The sequence below is a fragment of the Paenibacillus illinoisensis NBRC 15959 genome, assembly GCF_004000925.1.
GTDB classification, from domain to species: domain Bacteria; phylum Bacillota; class Bacilli; order Paenibacillales; family Paenibacillaceae; genus Paenibacillus; species Paenibacillus illinoisensis.
This window is the reverse complement of the sequence record NZ_BIME01000008.1, coordinates 61,822-76,973: the sequence shown is the minus strand read 5'-3', so window position 1 is coordinate 76,973 and position 15,152 is coordinate 61,822. Positions and strand designations below refer to the sequence as shown.

Here is a 15,152-nt window from a genome sequence, read left to right as displayed (position 1 = left end):
AATTGTACTATCCGTGATTGGATACAAGCGTCATCGCAGTGTAAAAGCAGTGTAAAATTTATGTAAATGATACCTCATGACGATAACTTTTTCCATCCCTTTACAAAGTGCAGTAGACAGAGTAAAGTGAGGTACAGTGCGATTTGGTCCGGTTGCTGTTCTTCTTCCAAATACGTCGTTATTAAAGGAGTATATAATGAAATCAAATAAACCTAGAACGTTACAAAAAAATATAGAGTTTTTCACCGCCGCCCTGTCCCAATGCGTCGTAACGGCATGGCAAGAAGACCCGGCTGGTGTATATTGCGAAGTGGGTCGCGGGATTGTCGAGCGGATCAGCGAAGACAGCGTGCGTATCCGTAACGAGAACGGAACGAAGAGTCATTATGCACGAGATATGACGATGTTCCAGACCGAAAAATAATTTGCGTTAATACGAAAAAAACACTAGCTTTCCGAAACCAGGTGTTGTATACTCTTGCCACAAGGAAAGGAGGTGCGTCAACATTTCTAATCACATGTTGAACGTGTCCCTTACCCGATCCACTAGCTCAAATTAAATGAGACTGGTGGAGGCGCGGGATACGGATCAAGGTTTTAATAAGCGCCACGGGTAGAAAAGCCGTCTTCGGACGGCTTTTTTTATTTGTCCTTTTTTGTGTAGGAGCGAATAGAATGAAAAGAAAATGAAATTTTCAAATTTTTCTTAACTTATTGTCAATTAATTTATCAAGTGTTATGATTCAAATAACACAATGATACATTTTGTATCATAAATCGGAACACACTGGCTGTTAACCCTTGGTTTTATTTCAAAGGCTGTAACGAAAGGTGGGTTGTGAATACATACACGATACGCTTGCCTCAATAGACAAATAATCATTTTATAAATTGGAGATGGTGTTGACGTGAGTAAGAACCATACAATTCACGGACTGCGTGGATTATGTGCACTAATGGTTTTTGTCGGACATGTTATATCCATGTCGATTAACGGCGGTTACCTTACCATGAACGAGCACGCTACCTTGGTCTTGGCAGAAATCGGTGTTGATGTTTTCTTCATGATTAGTGGCTATCTTATTGTGCAAAGTTTAGTGAAACACGGGAAGATTGGACAGTTTGTCTATAATCGCATCATACGAATCTATCCGGTATATCTCCCCTTGCTTGTCATTATGTTTGTGGCAGGACCTGTAATTCAATTTGATTGGTTGGCCAATTTGACGGCTTCGGAATACATTCTGAATTTCATTTATGGATTGTTCATGCTTCCAGGTGTTTTTCCACTTGAAGAAGCTGTTCGTAATGCAAGAACACTCAGTTATGAATTTGCTTTTTACCTGGTCAGCGTCATTTTCTTCGTATCACTCAAACCCTTAAACAATAAATACATGAAGTGGTTTTTAATCATACTGGGTCTTGCCATCACTTTGGCTGTCGTCATTCGCATGCCGCGGGCACTGTTCTTTCTAACAGGAGTTCTGGCCTATTACGCTAGTGAGAAGTTTAATTTTCTCCCCTCCAAGCTGCACTCGCTCTTAGCCTTAATCATCATTTATCTGGCTACATACTTCGGGGATATTTATTTTTCGATCATCTTCGGCGTGTATTTCTTCTATCTGATCATCAAGGAACATGGAGTTTTATCAAATGTGTTGAGTACTCGCTTTTTCCAGTACTTCGGAACGATAAGCTACAGCTTTTATCTCCTGCATCCCTTTGCCCTATTTCCCTTCCAGCGAGTAATGGCGCGCTTCAATTTGCCTGATTATGTATCGGTATCCATCACATTTGTGGCCGGTCTGATTATTGCAACCTTAATCTCTCATATTTCTTATGAAGTCATAGAAAATCGCTTCACCAATCGTTATCTCAAACGCAAAAAACGTCCTATTACACCTCATGTACCCACTCCAGCACCACAGACAACACCGGTTAGCTGAAGCAGAAACTGCTGTGTATGAACAACCGTGCTCACTCAGGTTCGTACAGAACATCTCAAGAGGCTGTCCCAATGCGGGGCAGCTTCCTTGCATATTACTGATAAATCCATCAGTAGAGTGGTTTAAAAAACAACCAAAATATTGGAAATGAACCCTGTAGTGGTACAGTTCTCCCGCCTATAATTAGATTGCAACTCATTCTAATATTCAGGGAGGAATATTTTAATGGTCAGATTTGTAAGGGGTTACAAAACTTCAATTGTCCTTGTTCTCATTTTGTTGTTCACTTCGATTATGCTGCCTGCAGGTCAGCATGCCAGCGCAGCTCCCAGCTTCGCCAAAGGGGCAGATATCAGTTGGGTACCGGGCATGGAAGCGCAAGGTTACAAGTGGAAAGACAAAAATGGTGTACAGCGTGACATTATTGATATTTTGAAAAATGATTATCAGATCAATTCGGTTCGTATTCGGGTGTTCGTTAATCCATCCAATGATTATGGCAACGGATATATGAATAAGGATCGCGCAGCAGCTTTGGCACAGCGGGCCAAGAATGCGGGCATGAGCGTCATGTTGACTTTACACTATAGTGATTCTTGGGCTGACCCTGGTCAACAAACCAAACCGGCTGCCTGGAAAAATTACACCTTTCAACAGCTGATGGATGCGGTATGGAACCATACACGTGACGTGATGACGGCCATGCAGAGCAAAGGGGTAACGCCTGACTGGGTGCAGATCGGTAACGAAACCAGCAACGGCATGTTATGGGAGGATGGCAAAGCATCCACGAACATGAAAAATTACGCTTGGCTGGTGAACACGGGCCATAATGCCGTCAAGTCCATGAGCACTGGAACCAAAACAATCGTGCATCTGGCAGGCGGAGACGATAACGCACTGTATGTATGGAATATTGGTGGATTAATCAATAATGGGGCTAACTTTGATATGATTGCCATGTCCCTCTATCCTTCGGCTTCCGGCTGGAACACAGCGGTGACGAACACGGTGAACAATGCGAAAGACCTGATCAATCGCTACGGCAAAGAAATCATCATCTCCGAGATCGGCATGGACAATAACCAGGCTGCTGCAGGCAAAAGCTTCGTCGCCGCTATGAAAAATCAAATCCGCAATCTGCCAAACGGCAAAGGAAAAGGCATATTTTACTGGGAGCCGCAAGCTACTCCAGGGTATAACGGTGGTTACGGCAAAGGCGCTTGGCAGTCGAATATGATGCCGACAGTGGTCATGGAAGGATTTATCGACTAGGAATTGTCGAGTATGCGAAAAGGCGCTGCCCCCGGTGGGGCAGTGTCTTTTTTTCCGATGCCTGGGCTGTCACCGTTGGTTTTTTGGCATGCATACGAATATAATAAGCTATAAGAGAACTTATCGTTTCTAGAGGAGGTTTAGGGATGAGCTTTTTAAAAGGATTAGGGCAGTTCGCAGGGGAAGTTACCGGCAAAGTACTTGGCGGCAGCGTAAGGGTTGTCGGTGAGATCGCAGGCAGCCCCTTTATCAAGGAGGTTGGCAACGGCGTAGAGAAAGCTACGATTAACACGGGGAAAACGGTAGGACAATTAGCAAGTGGTACATATGATCTGGCCAGCGGCGCCATTCGAAAAGATGATGCAGCGGTTGAGGCAGGACTTGCCGATTTGGGAGATGCCGTGACCAACACGGCAAAGGGCGTTGCCGTTTCAGCCAAATATGTATATAACGGTGGCAAGGATGTTGTCGTAGGCATCAAAGAAGAAGATATGGACCGAGTGAAGCTTGGTGCCAAGCATCTTCTTGCGGCGGCCGCAGTGACTACTCTTGCTGTAGGTGTCATCGATGCCGTTGATGGTGCTGATGGTATGGATACAGCGAGCATTGCGGAGCCTACAGATATCACCTAATCCGCCGAAAATTCGGTAAAACGAACACTTAATTCTTTTGCAGCATTAGCTACATCCATAACTCTATTATAAATGAAACGGACGCTGATCTATTGAAATGATCGACGTCCGTTTTAGTTATATGGCTAAACAGGGTTACTTCGCTTCGCCTACGACAGTAAAGCGTTCGTTTTTGTGTTTTGCATTTTCAATTTCATCCACTAAGGCAATGGCATAGTCTGCATAGCTGATATAACTTTTGCCTTCACTGTTCAGAATGATGTGATCTTTACCCGTTTGATATTTTCCAGTGCGTGCACCTTCTGGATTGAAGAAGCTTGCCGGGCTAAGGAATGTCCATTGAATGCCGGAGGATGCTTGCAGGTCCTGCAGGTTTTTCCCTTGGTTTGTCGCTGTTGGTTTGTATGCATCAGGGAACCCTGGCGCATCAACGACACGCAGGGAGTGCGTCTCATCGGTGAACAGACTGCCAGCCCCGCCTATTACGATCAGGCGAGTTTGAGGAGCCTCTTTCAGGATGTTGATCAGAGCCTGTCCCACTTCCACATGCAGATGTTCTTTTCCAGCAGGTGCACCGAATGCATTAACAATAACATCAAATGCTAGAGCATCCTGCGAAGTAAGATCGAATACATCCTTCTCCAATACGTTCAGGCTTTTGTCTTCCACCTTGGATGCGTTACGTACAATTGCAGTTACTTCATGGCCTCTGCTCGCTGCTTCTTTCAGGATCAGATTACCTGCTTTGCCTGTTGCACCAATAATTCCGATTTTCATCATCATCTCTCCTTTAAGTTTGTTTTGTGGGATAACTTATATTGTAACTATATTAGTTACAACTAACTTTGTCAACTATTCCCCTCTGGTGATTAAAACATAATAATACGCAGCTTCAGATGTACCTCCCAACTGAAAACTGCGCATTATTTCTTTACATTTCTATGATTAGTCTTGGCATGGGTCTTTAATCTTCCTTTATTACGTTACTCAAAATTTATGGAACCGCGGTGATTAACAAGTGTCAGGATGTCAGGATTACCTCAAACCTTTACTTCCTTCTCAACCCAATTTTCATTCTGTATATTTTTTGTTTTCGTACTAAACTTGGCCCCAATTTTACCCACGAAATAGCTTCCAATCCTCAATTTATGAAGCACAAAAGTGAGTAGAATTGATATGCTAATACTCAGAACAAAAGTTAAAGGTATATTGATCCATGGATTGAGCCCATCGAAAATTTCGCTAAAGTTTTGCACGAATATCAAATGTAATAAGTAGATACCAAAGGAATACCTGCTTACCAGATCAATAATCCAAGGTATGTGTTTAATTTTAGAAGTAAGATAGAAAATAACGAAGATCATACTTATCGTATAGAACAAGATGTCTACCCTTTTTGAATTTGCCTCGGGTAGTAGTTCTCCAAATCGTAAGAACAAGATGACAAGGAAAGTGACTATAGGTGAGTAAATGAGCCACTTCATATTTCGATTCAAAAACTCTTTAAATGCAGCATGATTTCTACCACAATAGTAAGCTACTGAGAAATAAAATAACCAGCCAGGAAAAGGCACCCAGTATAGACGAGTCCAAATATATTCCGCACTCGGAACAAAATTAAGCGGGGGGACAAAGTTGAAGAAACCAAGGTAGATTAGATTAACCACTAAGCACAGAGTAATCATGAGCTTAGGTGAAGCCTTTTGAAAATATTTAGTAAAAATGATGTGCAATACATAGAATTGGAAGATAACAATAATAAAGTAGGCTATATAATCAGCTACAACAATGTTTCTAAGGCTTTTAACAATTAAGGCAGTTGCTGTTAGTTCCCCTGATCTGGTTAAGCTATAAAAAGCATAGACTACTGCCATCGTTATGTAGGGAATCAGGATATATCTAACACGCTTCCACAGGAATTTATCGGGAATTTGGGTGGGATAGGCTTTTGCTAAAAGAAACTCGGAAATAAAGACAAATGTTGGCGTCCCAAACAAGAGAGCAAGTTTTACTACCTCTAGGAACGTTACGGATAAGTTAGAAAGTACCCCCTCATAGTTTGTAAAGGTCATATTAATACAATGAATGGCGACAACAGTGAGACAGGCAAGACACCTAAGCCAGATAACTTCTGAGACCAATTCTTTTTTCAATACCAAACTCCCCTTTCCCCTTCAATTTGATACAGATTGTATCATTGATGAATTGATTTAGTAAATATTGAATTTTATTGTCATTTTTCAAATCCATTGCTTTTGCTTACATTCAAGAACATGACAAAAAGACCTCTACAACGTAATTAGTCCGAGACTAACACGCTATAGAGGCCTGATTTTAATAGTTCATTTTATGTTTAGAAAATAACGTCGAACTGTTGAAGTCCTAACAATCCTTATCCGGTACCCCAGCTTCTTCTCTCGTACGGAAAGAAGATCCGCAGCCGCATGTCGCAACCGCATTGGGGTTATGGATGGTGAAGCCGCCGGACATACCGGACTCTTCAAAATCAATTTCAAGACCGTTCAGATATTTCAGGTTTTCCTTCTCGACTACAACCTTCATATCGTGAATATCCATATAAATATCCTCTTCGGATTCTTTATCATCAAAGCCCATGGCGTACGAAAATCCGGTACAACCTCCCGGAGCTACGCCCAGACGCAGGAACATGCCAGGTGTCTCTTGCTGTGAAAGCATCTCTTTCAATCGATCGGCAGCTGTTTCGCTGATGCTAATCATGCCAGGTCACTCTCCTTTTCATTAACTCTCTTTAAATTATACTCCACCCCGTCAAGAGGCTCAAGCCATGTTTATCCTTATTCCCGAGTCTGTCCTCGGCTCCTTTTTCTTGCCAGTGTATTGAACCCCCGGGACACGAGGTTTATAATGGATAGGTGATCGCTCTGAAATGTCGATATTTTGTCATGACTTATTCAAATGATGATCATATATGGAGTTGTAATTTTTTTCACATTTCGAGACTGCCACGCAGTCCCCAATGCATATAGAGTCATCAGACTCACTTTTAGATTTTACATCCATGAGGCCAGAAATTTAAAGAAAAATTCAGCTTTACACATGCAGCATATGCTGCACCGGGTAATGGAGGGTTAGTCCTCTAAGGAGGCGGCAGATGACCGCATCTTTTTTATGTAGTTCTGTAAACAAGACCTACATTTAACTCAAATCCGGTTAAGAACAGGAGGAAACAAAATGTCTACATTGGTAACACCATTCACAGACAAAAGAATGGCGGAAATCGTTGAGAAAGTGCAGAACGGCGTAAGGCTGAGCGTAGAAGACGGCGTCTATCTGTATCAAACGGATGATCTGCTGACTCTCGGCCAACTGGCCAATGAGGCCAACCTGCGGAAGAACGGCAAGAAAGTGTATTTTATTGAAAACATGAGCCTATACTTTACGAACGTTTGTGAAGCACACTGTGCTTTTTGTAATTTCCGCAAAGACCAGGGCGAAGAAGGCTCCTACACACTATCCGGACAGGAAATGATCGACTACGTGGAACAGCATATTCATCCTGGTGTACGTGAGTTCCATATTGTAGGCGGACATAACAACCATGTTCCTTTTCAATATTATGTCGATTCCCTACGTGCTTTAAACGAGAAATATCCGGATGTTACGCTGAAGGCCTACACGGCAGCTGAGATCGATTTCTTCACCCGGATCAGCGGACTCAGCATTAAGGAAGTACTGCAGGAACTGCAAAAAGCAGGCCTGAAATCACTGACGGGCGGCGGAGCAGAAATTCTGTCCGATGAATACCGCAAAAAAATGCGTGTCGACAAAGCAAACGTGGATCGCTATCTTGAGGTACACCGTACCGCTCATAATTTGGGCATGCGTACGCATACTACAATGCTGTATGGATCGATTGAATCTTACGAGGATCGCGTTAACCACATGGCACAAATTCGCGAACTGCAGGATGAAACCAACGGTTTCATGGTATTTATTCCACTCTCCATGCAGCCTAAGAGCAAAAATGCCAGCATTATGCGCCGCAACTCGGCATACGAGGATCTTAAAACCATTGCGATTAGCCGCCTCATGCTGGATAACATCGACCACATTAAAGCATACTTCATCAATATCGGCCCACAGCTGACCCAAGTTGCACTTGGATTCGGCGCTTCGGATGCCCATGGTACTATCGTTCGCGAACGGATCAGTCATGCTGCAGGTGCGTTAACACCTGAAGGCCTCACCCGCAAAGAGCTCATCTGGCTCATTAAGGGCGCTGGACGCATTCCTGTTGAACGCGACACCTTCTACAACGAAATTCAAGTATACGAATAAACCTGCTGCATCGTCTCGATAGCCTCTTTCATCCATACAAGGAGAACGACCATTCGAATCGATGCATCAAGTTGGTATAATACCTCTGATTTTAAACTCCAAAATTTTCGATATAATAATTAATTAAAATAAAACAAAAGGAGCAGCTATGTGAAAGCATAGCTGCTCCACAGGTTACAGCCCCGATCATACGGGACTGATGCAGAAAGGAAGCCGAGTCATGAAAAATTTCGTCATTCTCGGGGGCGGCTATGGCGGCCTCACGATCATCAAGGAACTTCTGGAAGGCAAAATACCGTCAGATACACAAATCGTGTTGGTGGACCGGAGCCCCTTTCAAGGATTGAAGACTGAATATTACGCACTCGCAGCAGGTACCGTATCCGACTATGACCTGCGCATCCAATTTCCAGTCCATGAGAAAGTTACTTACCGTTATGGAGAAGTCACTTCGATTGATCTGGAACAGCGTCAGATTGAATTTGAAGGCCAGGATCCTTTGGAGTATGACAAGCTTGTCATCGGACTTGGCTGTACAGACCGTTTCCACAATACTCCGGGAGCGGAAGAATACAGCTGTACCATTCAAAGTTTTAGCAAAACGCGGGAAACCTACCTCCGTCTGAACGAAGTTAAAGCTTACGGACACGTGCATATTGTTGGCGGTGGCTTGAGCGGTGTCGAGATGGCTGCCGAACTAAGAGAGAGCAGACCCGATCTCAACATTAGTATTTTGGACCGCGGTGAGCGCGTATTATCGGCATTCCCGCAGCGATTGTCCGCTTACGTGCATGAGTGGTTTAACGAACATCAGGTAGAGACACGCGGACATGTCGCCATCTCTCGTGTTGAAGGGAACGCTATCTATAACCGGGATGAAGAAATTCTGACGGATGCTGTAGTATGGACAGCCGGCATTCAGCCCGTTAAAGTCGTGCAGGATCTCGACGTTACAAAGGACCCTCAGGGCCGGGTTGTACTGAATGAATATTATCAAATTCCTGAATACACAGATGTTTATGTTGTCGGTGACTGTGCCAGTGTACCTTATGCACCAAGCGGTCAGGCTGCAGAAGTACAGGGTGAACAGATCGCTCATATTCAGCATGCCCTCTGGAAAGGCGAAAAGCCCAACCCGCAGCCGCTCAAGCTCCGTGGCACGCTAGGTGCACTCGGCAAGAAGGCTGGGTTTGGGCTGATGGGCAAAACGTCCATGATGGGACGTGTACCTCGTATCTTGAAAAGCGGCGTGCTCTGGATGTCCAAGCGTCATCTCGGTTAGTCGAGATCCAGCTCATCCCAGGCATCGGCTTCGGCAATTTTGGCCAGAATGGCGTTATATAGATTTTCCACTTTGTCCGTGATGACAACTTCACCATTAACTAGTGCAAAAGGAGTCATATAACATTGGCCACAGTTGCTGAGGCAGCCGTATTCTATCACATCATAGTCTGGATTCTCTTCGAGTTGCTCCATGACTTCATCTGTGCCAAAATGCATATTGTTGGCACAAAATTCAATAATCGGTCTCATGTAGATTCACCTGCTTTGTTTGACCATTTTAATTTACGGCCAATTGTAATATAATATATAGAGGAAAGGAGTTGAAAAATATGAGCGAAAACGCACAAAGCACCATGTATGATGAGGTATCTGACGTGCTTGACAAACTTCGTCCGTTCCTGCAACGCGATGGCGGTGACGTGGAACTGGTCGACGTGGAGGACGGCATCGTTAAGCTGAAACTGGTCGGTGCCTGCGGCAGCTGCCCAAGCTCCACCATTACCTTAAAAGCCGGGATTGAACGCGCCCTTCTTGAAGAAGTTGACGGTGTCGAAGAAGTCGTACAAGTATTCTAATCAATCCTTCACGAAATAAACCTCAAGAGCCTTTCGCTTCAATTGAAGCGGAGGGCTCTTTTTTTGTGCGTTTCACTAATGTCCCTCTTCACGCTGGATGGTTGGACGTATAGGATCGAGCCCGCCCGAAACATCCATAATGTTGCCTGTAATAAAATCGGAGTGATCCAGGCACAAATACGTAATCACCCTTGCAATATCTTCACCGCTCCCAGGACGTCCTCTCGGCGTCTCCTGATCGGTTATGCCAGCTAATTCATCAATGGTTTTTTCCTTATTGGCCCCCCGGATATCGCCCGGACACACCATATTCACCGTAATGCCGTAAGGAGCTTCCTCCACAGCAAGCGTCTTCGTAAAGGATACCAAACCTACCTTCGCAGCAGCGTAAACTGCACGATGAGGCCAAGATCGCGCCTCTCCCGCATGACTGAAACCAAAGTGAATAATTCGGCCCCACTTTTTGCGTCGCATCTCCGGAAGCACGCGTTGGTCCAGAAGCATGGGTCCAAGCAAGTTCCCTTGTACCAACATCTGAATCTCAGCCTCGGTATAGTCAGCAAACAATCGGCGTTCGCGAACGAAAGGTCCTGCATTATTCACCAGGATATCAATACTGCCCAGCTCGACTTCAACCTGTTCTACCAACTTGGCGATGTCTTCCGTTTTGGAAATGTCTGCTTGAATGGCAATGCACTGTACACCTTTTGCTGTGATCTGGGCCTGAAGCGCTTCAGCTTCGGTACGGCTGTGCACGTAATTCAAGGCAATATGGCATCCCTGATCTGCCAGACGGAGGGCCGTCATTTTCCCAAGACCTTTGGCACTTCCCGTTATGAGGGCAATCTTCCCCTTCACGTCCATCCCCCTCTTCAAAGAGCAGTCACTCATCCAGTATAAAAGATTTATCATCCCCTCACAACTTGCTTCTCCCTTTATCTAATAAATCCCTTTTATTCCAAAAATACCTTGATGGAAAACCTCTTTATATGTTAATGTCGATGAGGCTAAAGAATCTACATTGAAGATTTGATTAAAATATACATTATGTTGAAAGGGTCCCAAAATGAAGAACAGCAACCAAGGTTTTATCACCTTCCTACTGGCATTATTGCTAATAATTCCTTTAACACATCTCTTTACTTCGCCCATCTTCGCTGCAAGCGAAACTTCTCCATCTCCTTATGAATATGGCTGGATTGATGGACCTGTTTCCGTGTCTTTGGATAATAAGGCAACTCTTCAAATATTCAAGGATCATTCATTTTTGGACAAAGCCAACACTCAGCGTTCTATGCTAAACAGTGGTTCGAAACCTAATGGCAACGAAATTGGAAGTCTGTACAGCACCAGTGAGCATGCATCATGGTATGTGGTGTTTGAGTACGTCAAAACAGGGCATATCCATGATCACGATCAGAACTTAGATGCTGAAGAATTGTTAAGCAGTTATATCCGAGGCACAGAAGAAGAAAATAGGGAACTCGCTCCTGAAGATAAAATATCTATTACGGGGTGGGAAATTGAACCAACATTTGACCCTATCAAGCGTCAATTGGTTTACTCCGTTGGTTTCAAGGACGCGAATGAGCAAGCTATGGTTAATTACAATGTGAAGTTTCTGACTCGTGAAGGGTACATTACGGCCATTCTCGTTACAGATCAGCCTAGTTTTGGACAAAATCGCCTGGCATTTGAAGAAGTGGTTCTGAATCAGCTTAGCGTTAATCCAGGGAACACCTACGAAGATTATGATGAATCAACGGACAAAACATCTACCGTGGGACTCAAAAGCATTCTGGTAGGCGGGATCGGTTACACTGCCGGGCAAAAATTCAGTATTTTGCTTTTGTTCAAAAAAGGGTGGTACGTTATTCTTCCTATCGTGGTTATCCTATTCTGTTGGCTGAAATTCAGACGGAGGAAGCAAGGGACAGATGATGATGCATTATCCCCTAATGAAAAGGCCTATCTGCAAGAAGCAGATGAACAGCAATACGCCGATCACAATGAATTGTCCTACTATAATCGGAAATCGGAGCACATATCTCCTGAAAATAAACAATAAGGATCATCTGCGTACACCAATCAATTCCAAGAACAATAAAAAAACCGAGTAACTCTCAGGCAGAGAGGCTCGGTTTTTCGTACATTATTCAACTCAATTTCGAGTAGCATTGAATGGGCAATTTAGAATGCAGGCTCAACTGCACCTTGATAACGTTCCTTGATGAAGGTTTTAACTGCTTCGGAATTCAGGGCTGCAGCCAGCTTCTTGATGGCATCTGCATCCTTGTTGTCTTCACGGGCAACGAGAATATTAGCGTAAGGGTTGCCTTGCAAATCCTCGATGAGCAAAGAATCCTTCTCTGGGTTCAGGTTAGCTTCAAGTGCATAGTTGGCATTGATGAATACCAGATCCGCTTCATCCAGTTGACGAGGCATCATAGCTGCATCAAGCTCAATAATATTCAGGTTTTTCGGATTAGCTGTAATATCTTGAATGGTGGATGCAATGTCCGTATTGTCTTTCAGCGTAATGACTCCTTCTTTTGCAAGCAGCAGTAGTGCACGACCACCGTTGGACGGGTCATTTGGAATGGCTACTTTGGCGCCGTCCTGCAGCTCATCCAAGGATTTAATTTTTTTGGAGTACCCAGCAAAAGGTTCAACGTGGACAGGAGTTACAGTTACAAGGTTAAAACCACGTTCTTTGTTCTCAGTATCCAGGTAAGGTTGGTGTTGGAAAAAGTTTGCATCCAACTGTTTGTCCGCCAGTTGTTGGTTTGGTTGAACATAATCGTTGAACGTTACAACCTGCAAACGAATGCCTTGAGCTTCCAGCTCAGGTTTGATGCTCTCCAGAATTTCAGCATGCGGCGTAGGTGAAGCGCCGACTTTCAGTTCCACGGTACGCGGTGCGCCCGCTTCATTATCTGCGCCACTGTCGGAATCCTTGTTGTTTCCGCATGCAGCCAGTACCGCAATCAGCATCAAGCTTAGCAGTGCAAAAGACCATTTTTTCATGTGTAAAACCCCTTCTCCAATAAATTTTTTTGTTGCATCTTTACATTCATTCAGTATTGAATGGATGCAGTATGCTATATATGTGTTATTTCCGGGTGAACAGTTTAACCAGTTGATCGCCAAACATTTGCAGAACTTGTACGAGAATCACCATAAATGCAACGGAAATAATCATGATTTCATATTGGTAACGGAAGTATCCATAGTTAATCGCAAGCGTTCCGAGCCCGCCGCCGCCGACCATGCCGGCCATGGCAGTATAAGATACCAGAGTAACAATAGTGATCGTAATTCCCGCGAGAAGGCCAGGAAGCGCCTCAGGCAGCAGTACACGTCTTACAATCTGTCCGGTGGATGCTCCCATCGCCTGAGCGGCCTCGATGACGCCACGGTCTACTTCACGCAGCGTTGTCTCAACCAACCTTGCGAAGTAAGGAGCAGCTGCGATTACAAGCGGCGGTATGACGCCAAGCACCCCAGTGGCTGTACCGACGAGTGAACGTGTAAACGGAATGAGGGCAACAATCAGAATGATAAATGGTACTGATCTCAGAATATTCACAATAATGGATAACACGGTGTAGATTGTACGTGACTGGATGGAAGCCGATCTTGCTGTCATGAATAACAGCACACCCAGCGGCAATCCGATAATGATGGTGAACAAACCGGAAGCTCCCAGAATTTGCAGTGTTTCAATGGAGGCCTTACCGATCTCTTCCCAACGTACAGTTGAAAAATCCATATTAACGAAGCACCTCCACATCAAGCCCTTGCTCTTTCAATTCCTGCACAGTCCGGCTGATCGCATCCGTATCGCCTTCAAACCGCACGGTCAACTGACCATATGGAATCTGTTTGATCCTTGAGATCGTTCCTTGCAGAATGGCAAAGTCCACTCCGGTCTGACGAACGGTTCTCGATAGAATGGCTTCATACGTCTTCTCACCCAAAAACGAAATTTTGACCAATTGTGATCGGCCATCCTGCTCTACTGTTCCACCCGCATTCGCCAATGCTGCTTCTTCCAAGAGAAGCTCAGACTCGTGATCACGCTGCATGAAGTCACGCGTGATGGCATGCTGTGGTTTAAGGAAGACATCCGTTACAGGGCCTTGTTCCACAATTCCCCCCTGATGAATGACAGCAACTTGATCACAAATGCTCTGAATAACATGCATCTCATGCGTGATCAAAACAATCGTGAGATTGTATTTCTGATTGATGTCCAGCAGCAGCTTCAGAATCGAAGCTGTCGTCTGCGGATCAAGGGCAGATGTTGCTTCGTCACACAGCAGAACGGCAGGATCGCTGGCAAGTGCCCGGGCGATACCAACTCTTTGTTTTTGTCCACCTGACAGTTGAGCTGGATATTTGCTGCTATGATGCTCCAATCCAACGAGAGTCAGCATCTCCTTCACCTTGCGGTCAATATCAGCTTTAGGTGTATTCACGAGCTTTAGTGGAAAAGCTACATTGTCATATACTGTAGCCGAGGATAACAGATTAAAGTGCTGAAATATCATGCCAATCTTGCGTCGCTGCTTCTGCAGCTCTGTCTTATGGAGACCAGTTAGGTTGACTCCATCTACCCATACCTCACCAGATGTTGGTCTTTCGAGCAGGTTGATACAACGGATCAATGTACTTTTCCCTGCACCGGAGTGTCCAATCACTCCGAATATTTCACCTTTACCGATCTTTAGATCCAAATCGGCTAGGGCTGTCGTTTGTTTTGAACCTCTGCCATACGTCTTGGTTAATCCTTTTAATTCGATCAATATGACTTCTCCTTCCCACCGCCTACATGTATCTTTACCCGAATGAAAGGAAAACTCCCCTCTGACATATAAAAAAGAGCCCTTTTGCAGAAACAAAAAGGGCTCTTCACGCGAAAGAATATACCTTCTCATCTGCCAAAATCGTGCTGTGCACCATTTTGTAGGAATTAGCACCTAACATCTATAATGTATGACTGGTTGTCATGTCGTTATAAATCGGTTGCCGGGCTTCATCGGGCCTGTCCCTCCGCCGCTCTCGATAAGAAATATTAAATTTATAAGTTCAGTGGTAAAATGTAAATGGTATGCATG

General features: G+C 44.4%; 16 protein-coding genes and 1 riboswitch. Of the genes, 8 read left to right on the top strand and 8 right to left on the bottom strand.

What is annotated here, in order from left to right; genetic code table 11:
- The first annotated feature begins 196 nt into the window (after nt 1-196).
- The 4 genes from PIL01S_RS19240 to PIL01S_RS19225 all read left to right on the top strand — a co-directional run bounded on the left by PIL01S_RS19240 (nt 197) and on the right by PIL01S_RS19225 (nt 3,853).
- The gene (locus PIL01S_RS19240) at nt 197-424 is read left to right on the top strand and encodes a hypothetical protein (RefSeq protein ID WP_095292093.1); all 228 of its coding nucleotides are present in this window, start codon (nt 197-199) and stop codon (nt 422-424) included.
- Between the two features lie 484 nt (nt 425-908).
- The gene (locus tag PIL01S_RS19235; protein ID WP_127538924.1) at nt 909-1,946 is read left to right on the top strand and encodes an acyltransferase family protein; all 1,038 of its coding nucleotides are present in this window, start codon (nt 909-911) and stop codon (nt 1,944-1,946) included.
- Nucleotides 1,947-2,240: 294 nt separating this feature from the next.
- Nucleotides 2,241-3,221 carry a glycoside hydrolase family 53 protein gene (locus tag PIL01S_RS19230; RefSeq protein ID WP_371859973.1) on the top strand — a complete coding sequence of 327 codons (981 nt, stop codon included), beginning with the start codon at nt 2,241-2,243 and terminating at the stop codon, nt 3,219-3,221.
- Between the two features lie 146 nt (nt 3,222-3,367).
- On the top strand, nt 3,368-3,853 hold the full coding sequence (locus PIL01S_RS19225; RefSeq protein WP_127538922.1) for a hypothetical protein: 486 nt from the start codon (nt 3,368-3,370) through the stop codon (nt 3,851-3,853).
- A 135-nt stretch (nt 3,854-3,988) separates the two neighbouring features.
- On the opposite strand, the gene PIL01S_RS19220 is transcribed toward PIL01S_RS19225, so the two are convergent.
- From PIL01S_RS19220 to PIL01S_RS19210, 3 genes are all read right to left on the bottom strand, one after another.
- Nucleotides 3,989-4,630 carry an NAD(P)-dependent oxidoreductase gene (locus PIL01S_RS19220; protein WP_127538921.1) on the bottom strand — a complete coding sequence of 214 codons (642 nt, stop codon included), beginning with the start codon at nt 4,628-4,630 and terminating at the stop codon, nt 3,989-3,991.
- Between the two features lie 263 nt (nt 4,631-4,893).
- Complete coding sequence (locus PIL01S_RS19215) at nt 4,894-6,006, bottom strand: acyltransferase family protein (RefSeq protein ID WP_164764280.1); 1,113 nt, start codon at nt 6,004-6,006, stop codon at nt 4,894-4,896.
- Nucleotides 6,007-6,235: 229 nt separating this feature from the next.
- Nucleotides 6,236-6,592, bottom strand: coding sequence for a HesB/IscA family protein (locus PIL01S_RS19210; RefSeq protein ID WP_127538919.1), 357 nt, complete (start codon nt 6,590-6,592; stop codon nt 6,236-6,238).
- 474 nt (nt 6,593-7,066) lie between these two features.
- On the opposite strand from PIL01S_RS19210, the gene mqnE reads away from it, so the two are divergent.
- On the top strand, nt 7,067-8,173 hold the full coding sequence (gene mqnE / locus PIL01S_RS19205; RefSeq protein ID WP_127538918.1) for an aminofutalosine synthase MqnE: 1,107 nt from the start codon (nt 7,067-7,069) through the stop codon (nt 8,171-8,173).
- Nucleotides 8,174-8,393: 220 nt separating this feature from the next.
- Nucleotides 8,394-9,455 carry an NAD(P)/FAD-dependent oxidoreductase gene (locus PIL01S_RS19200; RefSeq protein ID WP_127538917.1) on the top strand — a complete coding sequence of 354 codons (1,062 nt, stop codon included), beginning with the start codon at nt 8,394-8,396 and terminating at the stop codon, nt 9,453-9,455.
- On the opposite strand, the gene PIL01S_RS19195 is transcribed toward PIL01S_RS19200, so the two are convergent.
- On the bottom strand, nt 9,452-9,706 hold the full coding sequence (locus tag PIL01S_RS19195; protein WP_127538916.1) for a YuzB family protein: 255 nt from the start codon (nt 9,704-9,706) through the stop codon (nt 9,452-9,454). The genes PIL01S_RS19200 and PIL01S_RS19195 overlap by 4 nt on opposite strands.
- 80 nt (nt 9,707-9,786) lie before the next feature.
- Between PIL01S_RS19195 and PIL01S_RS19190 the strand changes: the two genes are divergently transcribed.
- Complete coding sequence (locus PIL01S_RS19190; protein WP_062324083.1) at nt 9,787-10,032, top strand: NifU family protein; 246 nt, start codon at nt 9,787-9,789, stop codon at nt 10,030-10,032.
- A gap of 75 nt (nt 10,033-10,107) precedes the next feature.
- On the opposite strand, the gene PIL01S_RS19185 is transcribed toward PIL01S_RS19190, so the two are convergent.
- Entirely contained in the window at nt 10,108-10,890 is a 783-nt protein-coding gene (locus PIL01S_RS19185) for an SDR family oxidoreductase (RefSeq protein ID WP_127538915.1), read from the bottom strand.
- Nucleotides 10,891-11,098: 208 nt separating this feature from the next.
- On the opposite strand from PIL01S_RS19185, the gene PIL01S_RS19180 reads away from it, so the two are divergent.
- Nucleotides 11,099-12,100 (top strand): DUF2167 domain-containing protein, encoded by a 1,002-nt coding sequence (locus PIL01S_RS19180; protein ID WP_127538914.1) that lies wholly within the window; start codon nt 11,099-11,101, stop codon nt 12,098-12,100.
- 122 nt (nt 12,101-12,222) lie between these two features.
- Here PIL01S_RS19180 and PIL01S_RS19175 read toward each other — a convergent pair whose 3' ends face one another.
- The 3 genes from PIL01S_RS19175 to PIL01S_RS19165 all read right to left on the bottom strand — a co-directional run bounded on the left by PIL01S_RS19175 (nt 12,223) and on the right by PIL01S_RS19165 (nt 14,840).
- Nucleotides 12,223-13,059: a MetQ/NlpA family ABC transporter substrate-binding protein gene (locus PIL01S_RS19175; RefSeq protein WP_127538913.1), complete on the bottom strand. Its 837-nt coding sequence runs from the start codon at nt 13,057-13,059 to the stop codon at nt 12,223-12,225.
- A gap of 85 nt (nt 13,060-13,144) precedes the next feature.
- Nucleotides 13,145-13,804 (bottom strand): methionine ABC transporter permease, encoded by a 660-nt coding sequence (locus tag PIL01S_RS19170; RefSeq protein WP_170948264.1) that lies wholly within the window; start codon nt 13,802-13,804, stop codon nt 13,145-13,147.
- Nucleotide 13,805: 1 nt separating this feature from the next.
- Entirely contained in the window at nt 13,806-14,840 is a 1,035-nt protein-coding gene (locus tag PIL01S_RS19165) for a methionine ABC transporter ATP-binding protein (protein ID WP_127538912.1), read from the bottom strand.
- A 125-nt stretch (nt 14,841-14,965) separates the two neighbouring features.
- Nucleotides 14,966-15,106, bottom strand: a riboswitch (SAM riboswitch).
- Between the last annotated feature and the right edge of the window lie 46 nt (nt 15,107-15,152).